The sequence below is a fragment of the Streptococcus sp. DAT741 genome (assembly GCF_009866825.1).
GTDB classification, from domain to species: Bacteria; Bacillota; Bacilli; order Lactobacillales; family Streptococcaceae; genus Streptococcus; species Streptococcus ruminantium.
Genome location: NZ_CP019557.1, coordinates 1,898,864 through 1,912,841 on the forward strand (window position 1 = coordinate 1,898,864; position 13,978 = coordinate 1,912,841).

The window sequence follows — 13,978 nt, forward strand, 5'->3', positions numbered from 1 at the left end:
TTCTTTCTAAATAATTTGATAGGTAGCCATCAATTCTCTAACTTCTTCTACCCCAAAAGGATCTCCTACTTGTTCAAAAACAGTAATGGCTTGTTCAAAAGCTTTTTTAGCAAGAACAGTTGCGGTATTTGTTGCATAAATTTCACCTAATCCTCGATAGGCACAAGCTTGTGCAACGAGGTCGTCTGTCATTAAAGCATTCTCTAAACTCTTGTTCATAAAATACAGAGCAGAATCTATTTCTCCTAACTTCAATCGTAAATAGCCTTGTTCATAGTCGTTAATCGACCATTTCAACTTATCATCTGGGAAAACATCTGCTATCAGTTGTCCTTCTTCTTCGATTAACTCCAGAGCTTTCGTAAAATTACCCAACTGACGATAAACCATGGCTAGTTGATGCAAGCCAATATGCTCTTGTTCAACATTCTTTTCATTACGAGCCAATTGAATATATCGTTGACAAGCTACTAAAGCTCCTTCAAAGCTTTTCTCCTCAAGATAAAGATAGACGAATAGATTGAGAACAGGGTATTCCAAACAAGTCTCAACGTGATAATCTTTCTCAACTAATTCTTTCGCCTCTGCAACCTTCCCTTCTAAAAAGAGTTCCCATGCCTTGTCAATATTTTTATCCATAGAACCATCTCCTTGAGCCCATTCTTTATCTACTGCTCCCATTAGTTTTCTTGCTTCTTATTTTGCCATCTCACTCAATCATGAAACAACACTTAATTTTCTCATGGTCGCAACAATCCCCAACTGTTCTTCTAAATAGTTGGTATTTAGTTTTTTCTTTCTAGCTTCTCTTGGCAAATACATATAGAGACACCGACTATCAGAATATAGTGCTTCGTCACCAAAGTCTTGTTTTAGCAGCTCGGCTAATTTTCCCATATTTATCTCATCATTCGTCAAAATCAAATGAACACGAGAGCTATCGTAATTACTATCAAATGGTCTTTCAGATACGGCTTGTGCTAGCCGTACTTAGTGTTTGATAATAACTGCTAGGTTTGCACCGATTTTATTTTTAATCGTGTTATAAAAGATAATATTGCCACTTTGGATATACATCTGCACTAATGACAGACCAGTGGCCATCAAAATCTTTATCAAGTAAGACACCCTAGAAATTTTATTTTTTCCAACGGGTGTGACACCGCGTAGGAGAGCAATTTTTTCCATCACCTGTTCTCCACCTGCCACTCACAATTTTCAAACCAATAATAGTTCTCTGTCAAGTGCGGATTTTCAAAAATGTCTAGCATGGATTCAAAACCGTCTGCCAGCTGATAATTTCTCAAGTCTATGCGGTCAATCCAGAAGACATCACCTTCATCAGAAGCCCGTAATTGACCGGAAAATTGGCTTGTTTTATAGAGAAAAACCAGATAGCGATATTGCTCTGTAGGGTCTGTCCAATTCTGAACTCCACAGAGTTCTAAGTCTAGAATTGTGAGACCTGTCTCTTCCTCAACCTCACGAATAACGGAAGCAACAATACTTTCTCCTTGTTCAACGTGTCCGCCAGGAAACGTAATCCCCGGCCAGTCCTGTTTACGGCGGTCCATAACGACAACTTTATCGCCCTTACGAATCAGGCAGAGGTGGGTAAAGATGGCTTGTTCGGGCATATTCAGCTCCTTTAAGACCACAAAGGCCAACTATTCGATTTTTACTCTATCACTATAAACTCGCTCTGCTTGTCTAATAATTTCTTGATATGTTTTTAATTCAATATTACTATTTTTAAGGTCAGTTAAATCTAAATCTCCTAGCTTTTCTTTAGATTTCTCACCACAAATAAAGTATGCTTTTATATCATTAGCGTTTGTTATTCTCAAAGGAGTGTCTGAACGGTTAATCTCCTCACTGATAAATCGTCTATATTTATAAATTTGGGTACTTATATCAGAAATATTAGGCGCAGAGTAGACAGTAGCTTTCTCTCTTTTTAACTCACAGATAATTGGGTAGGGTTCATCCGCAACTTTTGTAATAATATCGGTTCTTCCGTGCACCTCATTTTCTTGAATAATTGCCTTATACTTATTTTGTGTTTCAATTACAATTTCATTACTAGGTTTATCCCAATATTGATTAATTAACCATGGATTTTTTGCCAAGTGCTCTTCAAATACTGCTTCAATTTCCTCGTCATCAATAATCTGTTTTAATTTATTAATTACGCTAATTCTGTCTTCAATATTAGACTTGATACGCAATGCAGCATTAAGCTCCGTTTTCTCAAATAAACTATAGAATTTTTTTAGAATATCTCCAAAATCATCTGTACCCGTATCAATAGTAATTTCATTAATAACCTTATTATTTACAAGTGCAAAAATAGCTTGACCATAAACTCTGTACTCAGCTTCTGAGTATTTTTCATCATTATCAAATATTTTTTGTGACAACTTTGCAATTTGTTTTTGCTGTTTATCATTATAAACAGTGAATGCAGTACTTAATCCACGATCTGCATTTAACATTTTATCAAGATAGTCCAATTTTTCTCTAACTCTACTTGCTCTCAAATCATTCCAGTTAGCATTTAATTTGTTACTTACTCTTGAAAGTTTTTCAATTAATGTTTTTACATTAGGTATTTCTTTGTTTAGACCTTCTCTACTACTAAGTACTGGGTCTTCTTCTTCATTTTGAAGAAAGTCAGCATTAACTTCACCTAAAAAGTATGAATTAGTAATTCGATTCTTTAATTTATCTCGTAAAATATCCTCATCAGCTAATTTTCCATGAATATAAACAATAACCCCAGATACACTAATATTTTCTTCAGCTAACAAATGACTAGGTGTTTCAACTGTACCAAGCCAACCATTGATGGAGTTTTCAATAAAAAACTCATCCTCCTCCTTATAAAAATTTTCTTCAGGAATCCTAGGAAACCTTCCTCTGATGTCTTCTAATTCCATTCCAAAATAATAAATAAATTCCAGATTTTCATCATAGAAATGCTGGGCTAGATTTATTTCTGTTGTATTTATTTTTAACGAAAAATCATGTTGTCCGATTACTCCTACAGAAAAACGTCGAGAAAGCAGGTTCTTTAATCCTTCAACACTCGTTGAAATAATCTTTCTCCTCATCTCAGGAATATAAATTGCTGTCCCAGTATCAGGTACTACCATGCCCGAAAATATTGTTTCTAGTTCTGTCAAGTCGTCAATATACTCAACACTTACTGGGACTGTTGCCCTATCTTCAAGTAACAATTCATATTCAAAGGTAATTTTTTTCCATTGAATATCATCAATACTTTTTGTATAAAGAATATAACTATTACCTAAACTAAACGCTGAAAATTTTCCAATACCTTTACGTCCCATATATGGCCTCAAAGTCATATCTTCAGGTTTTCGAACTAAATTAACATTTTTTTCAGTTCCAGAGACCGCATACCTTTTAACCAATTCCTCGTCTGTCATTCCTATGCCATTATCCAAGATTAATAATGATGTTTTTTTAGAAGTATCGGAATCTGTCTCACTATAAAAAATATCACATTTCGTACAATAGGCATCCCATGAATTTGCAATTAGCTCAGCAATAGCTGGAGGATTAGAAGTATATAAATTTCTTCCAAAATGCTTCACTGCACCGTATGCTATTTGTAAGTCAATTTTATCAATACTCATTTATATATTCTCCAAATGTTCTAAAATACTATTTCCAATAACTTCCCCTAATTTAGGCGGAACAGCATTCCCAATTTGTAGTGCAACCTGTGCAATAGGATAATTCCCTCCCAAATCCGGTTCTGTAAACAAATAATCCTTCGGAAAAGTTTGTAACATTGCACCTTCACGCAAACTCAATGCTCTATCTTGTTCTGGATGACCAAAACGACCATTCCCAATACCAGGAAACTGTGTTGTTATTGTATTAGAAGGTTTATCCCATTCTAAACGACCATAAACAGAACCAAATGATGCTCCACTCTTTTTCTTATAGGCTTCAAGTAAAAGCTCTTCATCCCAATCTTTCCAACTTCCACCTGGTTTTGATTGTTTTATCCTTCTCATATTTAATTCGGAAAGTTTGCGACTTCTATGTAGAGGGTCCTTCAAATTAGTCTCTCCCGCCTTTAGTTTTGGTAAATTTCCAATTGTCTCCCTCAGTGTTGGGTAACTATCTTTAGCAAATTGAGGAGGCAGTAATTTTATCTCTCCTAATTTTGAAGCTAAAAGTAATAGGCGTTTTCTTTTTTGTGGAACACCATACTCTGGGGCGTAAACTACTTTATAATCAATTGAATAATCATTATCTTTCAAAATTTGGATAAAGTTATCAAAGACCTTCTCTTTAACCATCTGAGGAACATTTTCCATAGAAACAATATCCGGCTGAACATATTCAATTTGTTGACCAAAGTAGTCTAAAAGATCCATTTTCTGAAGTGTATTTTCATTGTTCTTATACTTATGACTATATGTCGAAAAGGGTTGGCATGGAGCACAACCCATTAAAATTTTTATATCAGTACCATCTGGATAGAGATTACTGATTTCCTGGTCATCAATTTCTTTAACATCTTTTAATATGAATCTCGCCTTATTATTAAATTCATAAGCAAATTGACTACGAGGATCTATATCATAACCTGCAACAACGTTTATACCCGCTTGTTGAACACCACAGGTCAACCCTCCAACACCGCAAAATAAATCTACAGCATTAATTTTCATGGTAACATCCTCCACTTTAAATTATATCACTCTTTTGGATCTTTTTACAGTATTTATATTTTGTAGAACGCTCAAATCCTTGATTTATCAGCGTTTTAAGCACCTTCATTATTATGACACAATCCCCGCCAGGAAACGTAATCCCCGGCCATTTGGATGATTTTCTATCCTGCACCAAGACCTTATCACCATCGGTAATCATACACATATTGGTTAGGATAACTGATTCTTTCCGAGACATCTATCCTCCTATCTTCCCAAATCATCAAAATAATAGAGATTTAAAAATTCTTCTTCCGACACCAATCGCTCAAAAGTATAAAACCAGCGATAAACCTCCAATGCAGGTGAATCAAAATCAACCTCAGCGTCTACTTCTTGAAAACCTGCAATATAGAATAGACGATTTTGTTTCCAAACACCATCCGCATTGACATAACAATCTTCCACCACTGCTTGCAAGTGATTTGCCACTTTGGCCCTAACAATAGACTCATCTTCCGACTCCACATATGGTACCAAATAGGTGACTTCCTCATAGGATGAGTAGGACTCATAGGCAGGTTTAAACTCATTCTTTACTAAACACTTGACAGCATAAACCTTAGTCATTGTACTCTCTCATTGCCCCTTCTACTTCTGCTAGAGTCACCCCAAATAGTTCTAATCGTTTGAGGAGCTGTTTGCCATTACAATAGCCAATACGCAAGTGTTCACCCAGATACTCTCGCCGCTTACGACTTTCACTACTCAGGAGCAGACCGAGACGAATCAAATCTTTTTGACTGATGTCAAAATTGTTTTCGTCATCATAGTAACCGCGCACACAAGCCAAGGCCTTTTCCAAGTCCTCAAAACTAGCGTGCTCAATCCCCAAGGACCGCCCCTTTGTCTTGGACTTTGGTGTAGCCTCGTCCCGCTGTAAAAAAGCATGTCTGACCGTAGGAATAGCTTGCATAATGAGTTTACGGATCCGTTCTCCATTATAGTCTGGGTCTGTAAAAACGATAACCCCTCGCAGGTCATGGAGTTTCTCAATGCGCTCTAAATCATCATCTGAAATAGCCGAGCCTCGAGTTTCGTAAGTATCAACCTCATAAAATCGCTTTAGGTTGGCTGTATCATCTTTCCCCTCAACAACGAGGACTTCTTGTATCTTAATTTTATGAGTCAATTCTGAACAACCTCATTGCATTCTCGTAAGTTACAGCCGCCACTTCTTCAACCGATTGGTTACGAAGCTGAGCTAGCATATCTACCACATATCGAGTGTAGCCGGTACGATTTTCCCGTCCACGCTTGGGAACAGGTGCCAAGTAAGGTGCATCTGTTTCAACCAGAATTTTTTCCAAAGGCAATGCCTGCGCTGCGTCTTGCAGTTCAACAGCTTTTTTAAAGGTTACGACACCCGAAAAGGAGATAGACATTCCCAAGTCTATGAAGGCCTGAGCCTCCTCCAAGGTACCTGAAAAGGAATGCATGATCCCACCCCGGGGACCAACACCGACTTCCTTAATAATCTGATAGGTGTCTTTCAGCGCATCACGGGTATGGACAACAAATGGTAGATCCAATTGCTTAGACAACTCTATTTGTCGCTTGAAAACACGAGCCTGAGTCTCTTTTTCCGTTGTCATCCAGTAATAATCCAGACCAATCTCTCCCAAGGCAACCACTTTGGGATGCTGGAGAGCTTGCAGAAGAAAGCTTTCCACCTTTTCATCATAGCTCCCTGCTTCAGTTGGGTGCCAACCAAGTGTCAGATAGATTTCAGGATGCTGATCTGCCAAAATGATAGCCTTATCAATGGTTGGACGATCAAAACCGACCACATTATGGCATGTAACCCCCATTTCCTTTGCAAAATCTAGTTCTTCTTGGACTCTACCTTCAAACTGTTCAACGTTAAGGTGGGTATGCGTATCAAAAATGTTTATCATTGTTTCTTCACTTTCTTTCCTAACTATTGTAACACATTTCAAAAAATTCTTCCGCAATGAAAAAACCAGCAGACTCGAGTTTCTACTGGCTTTTCTTTTATTTTTTCTTATGCTACTGTAAGAACTTTGCGTCCCTTACGGCGACGAGCTGCTAACACGCGACGACCATTTTTAGTTGCCATACGGCTACGGAAACCATGTTTGCGTGCGCGACGGATTTTACTTGGTTGAAAAGTACGTTTCACAATGAATACCTCCTCTTAGATTCTTGTATTCGTTTAGCCGGCTAGTTTTGATCAGTTACTAAACATACCAAACTATTTTATATAAATTCCAATCATTTGTCAAGCCATTCTGACCTGTTTTCGGGAAGAATCAGAAAATCACTGAAAAAAGAGGACTAGCCTCTTTTTAATCGTGATTCCCTTCAATGTCTACAACCACATAACGATTTGGTTCGCTACCTTCTGAATAGCTAGTCAAACCATCCATTTTCGAGATAATTCGATGGATAATCTTACGCTCGCTACTTGACATCGGATCGGTATGATAAGCTTCTTGCTCCGCCAATACTCGTTCTGCCAATTTCTGCGCATAACCTTGAAGAACTTCCGCGCGGTGTTCAACATAGTCATTCACATTGATAGTAATATAGAAGTTGCGCTCATAGCGATTGTATAGGAAGTTTTGTGCCAGAAGCTGCATGGCTTTCAAAACCTTTCCATGGTAGCCGATTACTCGACCTGGCTCATTCGTATCCACTTGGATATTGATTGTACGTCGATTATGGTTCGTCTCAATGCTCGCCTCAACATCCATATCATCCAAAATTTCTTGTATATAGGCAGACACTTCTGAAACGACTTGCTCAATATCATACTGTGGTTCAAGTTTAATATCCAAGTCAGCAAAGCCATCCGTTCTTTCCGCAGAAACAGCTTCTTGCTCATTCCGTGTAGATAGGCTCGCTGTGTCAGATGCATCTTCAGACAAAATTTCCATACGACCAGTTTCTTCCAAGATTGCTGCCGCTTCTTTTTTATTTTTTAGAATCTGTTCCTTGATGCCATCATCTAACATTTGACCTGACTTTTCAAATTCCTTAACGGCCGCAACCACCTTCCCCAGATCAATAGTCGCTTCTGATACACTCTTAACCGGTTCATTGAGTTCGTTAATCTCACTTGGAACTCCACGAACCGCTTTTTGGTTGGCCTTGACGACCGTTGTTTTGTTAATGACATCAATATCTACAACAGCTGGCTTTTTACCAAAACCGAAAAAGCCTTTTTTCTCACGCGCTACTACGGTAATATGAGCTTTCTTTCGAGGAATATTCAGCTCCACCAAGCCATTCTGGATGGCTTCTTCAACAGTTGCTCCTGTAAATTTCATCTTCTCTCTCCTAGTTATCCTATTTCTTTTTCTGTGCTTTCTTTTGCGCCCGTCGAATCTTAGCCTGACGCTCTTTTTCTGCATTGATTTTAGCTTGGCGCTCTGCGATAATTTTGAAAGGATTATTGAACACCAAGGTCTGAGCTACTTGATAAGCATTCGATACCGTCCAATACAAGGACACCCCACTAGCTGCTGGAAGGGCAAAGAAAAATATCATGACAGGCATGGCATACGTCATAACAGTCATAGCCATATTTTTCTCAATAGCCGCTTTGTTGGTCAACCATGAACTGAGGAAAGTAAATCCCGCAGCAAGGATTGGTAAAATGAAGAATGCATCTGGCTCTCCGAGATTCAACCAGAGGAACTGCCCTACTTTCAAAGCCTCTACACGGGTGAGAGCTTGAAAGAGTGCCAGTAAGATTGGCATTTGAATGAAGAGCGGAATCAGGGAAGACTTCATGCTGACGCCATTCTCCTTATAGAGAGCTTGTGTCGCTTCATAAAGCTGCTGGCGACTTTCCATATCCTTCCCAGCATATTGCTCTTGCAATTTCTTGAGCTGAGGTTGGAGTTCCTGCATTTTCCGTGAGGAGTTCATCTGGATTTGGAATAATGGCAATAAAAGAGTTCGCATCAAAACCGTAAAAAGAACAATCCCAATTCCAATCTGACCGTTAATTGACAGGAATTGAATAACACTGGCAAACCAATAAATCAATCTGTCCCACGCATCTGTAGACTGACTCGTCACCGGTCCCGTTCCACCGCAGGCAGTTAAAACGAGTAAGGAGGCACAAAGCAAGCCCACCCACTTAATTTTCTTTTTCAATCACAACACCTTCCTGGTATAGTTTAGCTAGTTTCAAAACATGGATAAGGTTTTTTTTGATGTCTTGATAAGACAACTCCTCCACGCCCTTTCTGGCAATGATAACAAAGTCAGCCGCTACCAACTGATGCTGACACTCAATTAAGACATGGCGAAGTCTTCGTTTAATCCGATTTCGTATGACAGCGTTTCCTAATTTCTTACTGACAGACAATCCAACTCGGAAATGATCCTGCTTTTTAGATAAGCTATAGACCACAAACTTCCTATTTGCTATATTATTTCCTTTTGTGAAAATGTCGTTAAAATCTCGTTCACGCTTGACACGATAGCTTTTTTTCAAACTGCCACTCCATCTTTCAAAATTACTTCTATTATACCATAAAATTCAAAAAAGCCAATAAACATACCGTTTATAGACTTTTTAACCTTGATTTGTCCTTCAGCTCATTCCAACCGAATCAAGACAAATTCTAAATCAATTCTACTAAGTTCCTTTTTACAACAAACAACCAATCAAATGTTTGAACACCATAGATAGCTATAAAATGAAACTCTTTTAAAAAATGATTTCCTCTAATGTTAACTTTCCAATAATCCATGGCTTATAAACCCTAGTACAATCTAGTAATATTTATGTTGCACTAAATTCAGTGTTCTTACCACTCACTAGACAACAATAAGGAGTTCCCCCAGCCTCTACCTGTTTTCCACCTAGATCAACTCAGAATTTTACTTCTAAAATTGGACGGAAGAACCTGTTGACAAGAGATTAAGTTGGGGGAATTCACTTGCGCAAATAAAATAAATCAGATTGACCCATTTACAAAAATAAAGTGACTATGGGCATTTTATTAGTGTCTTAAAGTTACTAAGGTGTATAAATTTTTCGATTTTTTAACATTCCCCAAAAATAATAGGCCAAACCGAAATCCATCAGACCATGGAGAGCAGAACCAAACCCTACCAAAGCAAGCATAGTCAGCCAATACGAAAGATTGGTCTGCCCAGTCGCAGTCAGAGCCATGACCGCTACATACTCCCCTAGTCCATGAATAATATTGAGACCAAGTCCTAATAAAAGAAAATGGCTGGTATCCATCAAATTCGGAAATCGCTTGACTAATACGGCTCCCAAGCTAAGAAAAATAACATGGGTCAAGGCACGAAAAACAATGACGATCGGAAAACCTGCTAAAAAGAAACCTAAGGTGGATCCTAGAGCCACAAAAATGGCTGTAACAGGAGAAATAAACATCGCGATAAAAAGTGGAACGTGACTGGCAAGAGTGTAGGATGCTGGACCAATAATTACTTTAATTGGCATCATCAAGGGAATTAAAATAGCAAAAGCTGTTAAAAGAGCACTGAGGGACAGCTGCTTAACTGGACTTTTAGACTTTTTTCTTTTTGGCATAATAAAACCTCGCTTTCTATTTCCAATAAATGGATTATAAACGAAAAAACTACACGTGTCAAGACACTTGTAGTTTTTTCTTAATTTTCTAGCAAAATCCCTGCCTCTCTTAGCTCATTTAAAATATCTTGATAAGCTTGGACAGAAGGAAAGCAGACGGTGTGGGTATGCACACCATTTGTCAAATGACTCAGCAGAGCCTCCTCATGATGACTCAAAGCCTCTAAAAAACGGTCTCTATCTTTCAGACTTGTAATATTCAACTTACCAGTCAACAGACCATAAATAGGATGCTCAATTTCCACATCCAAAACCTGAGCTCCTCCCATCAGTAGAATAGTCAACTCCTTTTCAACATCTTCTGGACCATGCTGACAGGCTATCTTTCTAATATAGGTTCCCTCAGTAGCAACGAGGCAGGATTGCATTAGATAGCCCCTTGGAGTCGCTAAAATAGACTCCCCTTCTGCTCGTAATAAGGCTACATCTCCCACAATGACTTGACGGCTAACTTCAAGCCATTTTGCTAGGTAACTCGCAGAAATCGGATGACGATTTTCTTTTAAAACAGATAAAATTTTCTTTCGCCGATCAGTGGCTTTCATATACTCTTCCTTCCTTAAACTTTTTTCTATTATATCAAATTTCTGGATAATTGGTCACTGGTAAAATCTATTACTTACCCCTGCATATCCAAATAAATATACATCCTAAAAAGTTTGCCTCACTTTTTACATTTATGTTATACTGATACAGTCTATGTACAAAGGAGAAAAACATGGAAATTTGGAATGCCTACACAGCAGATGGTCGACTGACTGATCAGATTCTAACGCGTGGAAAAGCCATTCCCAAGAACATCTATCATCTGGTTGTCGAGTGTATCATCCGCCACACTGATGGTAGTATCCTCTTTATGAAACGCTCCAATCTCAAACTTTCTTATCCTGATTATTTTGAAGCAACAGCAGGAGGTTCAGCTTTAGCTGGAGAAATAGCAGAGCAGGCCATCCTGCGAGAGGTCTACGAAGAAACGGGAATTATTCTTACAATCAATCAGCTTCACCACCATACACATTTTGTTGCCCATGACGACCAGTGTCTCTTTCACTGCTATTGGGCTGAAACGGATGGGGACAAATCCACAATCCGCCTCCAAGCAGGAGAAACTAGTGATTTTGTCTGGGTCAACCAAAAAGATTTGAAAGATTTTCTAGAAAAAGAGCTTGTTATTCCTAGACAGAAAGTATATGTAGAAAAATTATTCTTATAAAGGTAAATATCCCAATACCTATACCATCATCCAGCATAGATGCAAAAAAAGTTTAATGTGATAGAGTAACTTTTATTCATTCAAGTATTTCCTAAGGTGTTCTTGCTTAACTGTTCTCAATCCCCAAAAATCAGAGATTAGCATCATTATAAATACCAAAACAAATAGAAAGGCCATATTAGAGAATGTCCATAAAGTCGTAAAATAAGAGAAATATGTCGTTTTACTCAAATAAAGCCAATGCGCTAAAAAGACCATTACAATCGCTCCAACAAAAGACAAAGAAAACAAAATCATGTTATCAAAGAAAATTATTGAGAATATATGAAACCTTTTGTATCCCAAGCTGTACAAAATAGCTAGTTCTTTCGACCTATTATTTATATGCCCCTTATTTAAAAAAGCTATTATCAACCCCATAACCAACGATATTACCGTAGAACCCATAATGAGATTTTTTACTAATTGATGGTATATATTACTTAATGACCCTGATTGAATTTCGTATTGAGAAGTAAGTTGATATTTTGGAAATATTTTTTCTAACTCTTTTGTTACTGTCTTCAAATTTCCTGATATTTTTATAACTACTCCATCCTTTCCGGTACCGACAGATTTTACATACTGCTCATAGCTACTGATAATCCCTTGGCTTGCCGCAGATGTTTCAGGGGTGAGTGACAATATTGTTTTATGATGTTCATATGATTCAGGCTTTAGAAAATGTTCGAGACTAGATTCTTCAAAATAGCTTGAGTAAATGACATATTCCGAACTCAGCGTATTTTGATATTTAGTCTGGTAAACACCACTAATTCTCATAACTTCTTTTTTTACATCATTGGAGTAAATATTTATAGTATTTAAGCTAACCTCTTTTCCAATCACGTTCTGAAAATCCTCATTGCTCATTTGTTGCAGTACAAAAGTATCCGGGACAAGGATTTCTTCAGTATTATCTTCAGGATACGAACCTGCTACTAAGACGATATTGGCATAATTATAGTCTTTCATGTAACTCTTTGGCACATTAAGTTTACGCATGCTAAACGAAACATTGGAGACTTTGTTCCATCCATAATTAAATTTTCTTAAAGTATTGGAAAAATCTTTCTCAGAGTAGGTTAAAGATAAGCTATTGAAACCTTTATTATAATTTGAGTTAACACCATGTCTATATAGAACCACATCATCAACTCCATCAATCTCTCTAATCGTTTTGATATCACTGTCTGAAAATCCTATCCTTGCCCCATCATAAGGACTTTGAATATTCTTTTTATTGTATTCTTCTATCGTCTCAGTATTAAGCTGTTGGGTTGACATTACAATTACTTTATCACTAATTCCATTAAAAATTTTTTCAAAATTAAGCGTTGAAGCAGATCTATATGCTGTGAACCCCATAATAAAAAGAAAAATGATAACCATCATAGGAATTCCAAGAAAAAGTTGTTTTTTGAGGGTTCGTAAAAATTTGCTTTTAACATACCGCATTACAAATTTAAATGGGATTCTACTTTTTTCAGTTTCCTCTTCATATTCTCCAGATATATCGCCACTGTCTTTTATTGTTTTCACAGCCTTTCCATCTAATTCATATATAACATCCGCTAAATTAGCCAGTTCTTTATCATGAGTTATATAAAAAATCAAGATACCTTTTTTACTTAATTTTTTCAAATATTCGAACACTCGGCTACTTGTTAGTCCATCCAGATTTCCAGTAGGCTCGTCTAATAGTAATATTCTCGGGTTCTTTATCGCGGCACGTGCTAACGCAACTCTTTGTTTTTGACCTCCACTCAATTCAGAAATGTAACTTGATCCGAGTTCGGAGATATCCAAATCATTCATTATGGATTCAATCTCCACTTCTTTAGCATTGCTCCCTAGCTGCAAATTTTCAAAAACTGTAAAATCCTCTAAGAGTTTGTAGTCCTGGAATACGAGACCTATTTCTGACTCTCTAAGAGTTGCCCATTCGTTTGCACTATACTCTTTTGCATTCGTGCCAAATAATATATACTCCCCTTCATAGTCTTGGTCTAATCCAAATAATATATTAAATAGAGTTGTTTTACCTGATCCACTTTCCCCGATCAAGGAAAAAATCTTATTTTTCCCCTCAATATCTAAGCTGAGGGAGTTAAAAATAGACTTATCCCTATATTTTTTACAAATATTTAAAAGTTTTATCATACTGTTTTTTCCCATTTCTAGCATCTTCTCAACAAAAATTACACTTTGGAAGACTAGCCCAAAATATGTTCAAGATTTATGTATTTACTATCTTTTTGAACCTCTAAAAAAGCTCAATAACACAAATTGAGGTACACTGGAAAATTGATGCACCTCAATTTTTTAGGTTGTAATAGTTTGGCATAGCTAATATCAATTGGAATT

Annotated in this window: 15 protein-coding genes and 2 pseudogenes; 1 reads left to right on the forward strand and 16 read right to left on the reverse strand. The window is 37.2% G+C overall.

Translation table 11 applies throughout. The features are described from left to right. Positions 1-6: 6 nt before the first annotated feature. The 15 genes and pseudogenes from BZG42_RS09030 to BZG42_RS09100 form a co-directional block, all read right to left on the reverse strand. The gene (locus BZG42_RS09030; protein WP_155996198.1) at positions 7-639 is read right to left on the reverse strand and encodes a tetratricopeptide repeat protein; all 633 of its coding nucleotides are present in this window, start codon (positions 637-639) and stop codon (positions 7-9) included. A 78-nt stretch (positions 640-717) separates the two neighbouring features. Beyond that, positions 718-1,188: pseudogene (locus tag BZG42_RS09035) on the reverse strand (DUF1697 domain-containing protein). Beyond that, positions 1,188-1,637, reverse strand: coding sequence for an 8-oxo-dGTP diphosphatase (locus BZG42_RS09040; RefSeq protein ID WP_439709966.1), 450 nt, complete (start codon positions 1,635-1,637; stop codon positions 1,188-1,190). Before BZG42_RS09040 ends, BZG42_RS09035 begins: the two are co-directional and overlap by 1 nt. Positions 1,638-1,667: 30 nt before the next feature. Continuing rightward, complete coding sequence (locus tag BZG42_RS09045; protein ID WP_155996133.1) at positions 1,668-3,662, reverse strand: ATP-binding protein; 1,995 nt, start codon at positions 3,660-3,662, stop codon at positions 1,668-1,670. After that, positions 3,663-4,712: a DNA cytosine methyltransferase gene (locus tag BZG42_RS09050; protein WP_155996136.1), complete on the reverse strand. Its 1,050-nt coding sequence runs from the start codon at positions 4,710-4,712 to the stop codon at positions 3,663-3,665. Between the two features lie 124 nt (positions 4,713-4,836). Then, positions 4,837-4,953, reverse strand: a pseudogene (locus BZG42_RS09055) (DNA mismatch repair protein MutT); the annotation flags it as partial. Positions 4,954-4,961: 8 nt separating this feature from the next. After that, positions 4,962-5,324 (reverse strand): hypothetical protein, encoded by a 363-nt coding sequence (locus tag BZG42_RS09060; RefSeq protein WP_120172317.1) that lies wholly within the window; start codon positions 5,322-5,324, stop codon positions 4,962-4,964. Continuing rightward, positions 5,317-5,886: a ribonuclease M5 gene (gene rnmV / locus BZG42_RS09065; protein WP_120172318.1), complete on the reverse strand. Its 570-nt coding sequence runs from the start codon at positions 5,884-5,886 to the stop codon at positions 5,317-5,319. The genes BZG42_RS09060 and rnmV overlap by 8 nt, the downstream gene beginning before the upstream one ends. Continuing rightward, on the reverse strand, positions 5,876-6,652 hold the full coding sequence (locus BZG42_RS09070; protein WP_155996139.1) for a TatD family hydrolase: 777 nt from the start codon (positions 6,650-6,652) through the stop codon (positions 5,876-5,878). The genes rnmV and BZG42_RS09070 overlap by 11 nt, the downstream gene beginning before the upstream one ends. 107 nt (positions 6,653-6,759) lie before the next feature. Next, positions 6,760-6,897 carry a 50S ribosomal protein L34 gene (rpmH, locus tag BZG42_RS09075; protein ID WP_002939016.1) on the reverse strand — a complete coding sequence of 46 codons (138 nt, stop codon included), beginning with the start codon at positions 6,895-6,897 and terminating at the stop codon, positions 6,760-6,762. Positions 6,898-7,063: 166 nt separating this feature from the next. Beyond that, on the reverse strand, positions 7,064-8,047 hold the full coding sequence (gene jag / locus BZG42_RS09080) for an RNA-binding cell elongation regulator Jag/EloR (protein WP_120172321.1): 984 nt from the start codon (positions 8,045-8,047) through the stop codon (positions 7,064-7,066). Between the two features lie 19 nt (positions 8,048-8,066). Next, a complete protein-coding gene (locus BZG42_RS09085; protein ID WP_024532050.1) occupies positions 8,067-8,882 on the reverse strand; it encodes a YidC/Oxa1 family membrane protein insertase in 816 nt (271 codons plus the stop codon). Then, positions 8,866-9,225, reverse strand: coding sequence for a ribonuclease P protein component (gene rnpA, locus BZG42_RS09090; protein ID WP_024532051.1), 360 nt, complete (start codon positions 9,223-9,225; stop codon positions 8,866-8,868). Before rnpA ends, BZG42_RS09085 begins: the two co-directional genes overlap by 17 nt. A gap of 528 nt (positions 9,226-9,753) precedes the next feature. Next, the gene (locus BZG42_RS09095; RefSeq protein WP_024532052.1) at positions 9,754-10,299 is read right to left on the reverse strand and encodes a hypothetical protein; all 546 of its coding nucleotides are present in this window, start codon (positions 10,297-10,299) and stop codon (positions 9,754-9,756) included. 80 nt (positions 10,300-10,379) lie between these two features. Continuing rightward, entirely contained in the window at positions 10,380-10,904 is a 525-nt protein-coding gene (locus tag BZG42_RS09100) for a transcription repressor NadR (protein WP_032537936.1), read from the reverse strand. A gap of 173 nt (positions 10,905-11,077) precedes the next feature. On the opposite strand from BZG42_RS09100, the gene BZG42_RS09105 reads away from it, so the two are divergent. Beyond that, positions 11,078-11,572 (forward strand): NUDIX hydrolase, encoded by a 495-nt coding sequence (locus tag BZG42_RS09105; protein WP_024532982.1) that lies wholly within the window; start codon positions 11,078-11,080, stop codon positions 11,570-11,572. Between the two features lie 72 nt (positions 11,573-11,644). On the opposite strand, the gene BZG42_RS09110 is transcribed toward BZG42_RS09105, so the two are convergent. After that, positions 11,645-13,789 (reverse strand): ABC transporter ATP-binding protein/permease, encoded by a 2,145-nt coding sequence (locus BZG42_RS09110; RefSeq protein WP_159780124.1) that lies wholly within the window; start codon positions 13,787-13,789, stop codon positions 11,645-11,647. Between the last annotated feature and the right edge of the window lie 189 nt (positions 13,790-13,978).

What these genes read in the sequence shown, in the direction of transcription:
- BZG42_RS09100 (WP_032537936.1), bottom strand. Translation starts at nt 10,904, where the DNA reads ATGAAAGCCACTGATCGGCGAAAGAAAATTTTATCTGTTTTAAAAGAA.
- BZG42_RS09095 (WP_024532052.1), bottom strand. Translation starts at nt 10,299, where the DNA reads ATGCCAAAAAGAAAAAAGTCTAAAAGTCCAGTTAAGCAGCTGTCCCTC.
- BZG42_RS09060 (WP_120172317.1), bottom strand. Translation starts at nt 5,324, where the DNA reads ATGACTAAGGTTTATGCTGTCAAGTGTTTAGTAAAGAATGAGTTTAAA.
- BZG42_RS09050 (WP_155996136.1), bottom strand. Translation starts at nt 4,712, where the DNA reads ATGAAAATTAATGCTGTAGATTTATTTTGCGGTGTTGGAGGGTTGACC.
- jag (WP_120172321.1), bottom strand. Translation starts at nt 8,047, where the DNA reads ATGAAATTTACAGGAGCAACTGTTGAAGAAGCCATCCAGAATGGCTTG.
- BZG42_RS09105 (WP_024532982.1), top strand. Translation starts at nt 11,078, where the DNA reads ATGGAAATTTGGAATGCCTACACAGCAGATGGTCGACTGACTGATCAG.
- BZG42_RS09040 (WP_439709966.1), bottom strand. Translation starts at nt 1,637, where the DNA reads ATGCCCGAACAAGCCATCTTTACCCACCTCTGCCTGATTCGTAAGGGC.
- BZG42_RS09110 (WP_159780124.1), bottom strand. Translation starts at nt 13,789, where the DNA reads ATGGGAAAAAACAGTATGATAAAACTTTTAAATATTTGTAAAAAATAT.
- BZG42_RS09070 (WP_155996139.1), bottom strand. Translation starts at nt 6,652, where the DNA reads ATGATAAACATTTTTGATACGCATACCCACCTTAACGTTGAACAGTTT.
- BZG42_RS09030 (WP_155996198.1), bottom strand. Translation starts at nt 639, where the DNA reads ATGGATAAAAATATTGACAAGGCATGGGAACTCTTTTTAGAAGGGAAG.
- BZG42_RS09045 (WP_155996133.1), bottom strand. Translation starts at nt 3,662, where the DNA reads ATGAGTATTGATAAAATTGACTTACAAATAGCATACGGTGCAGTGAAG.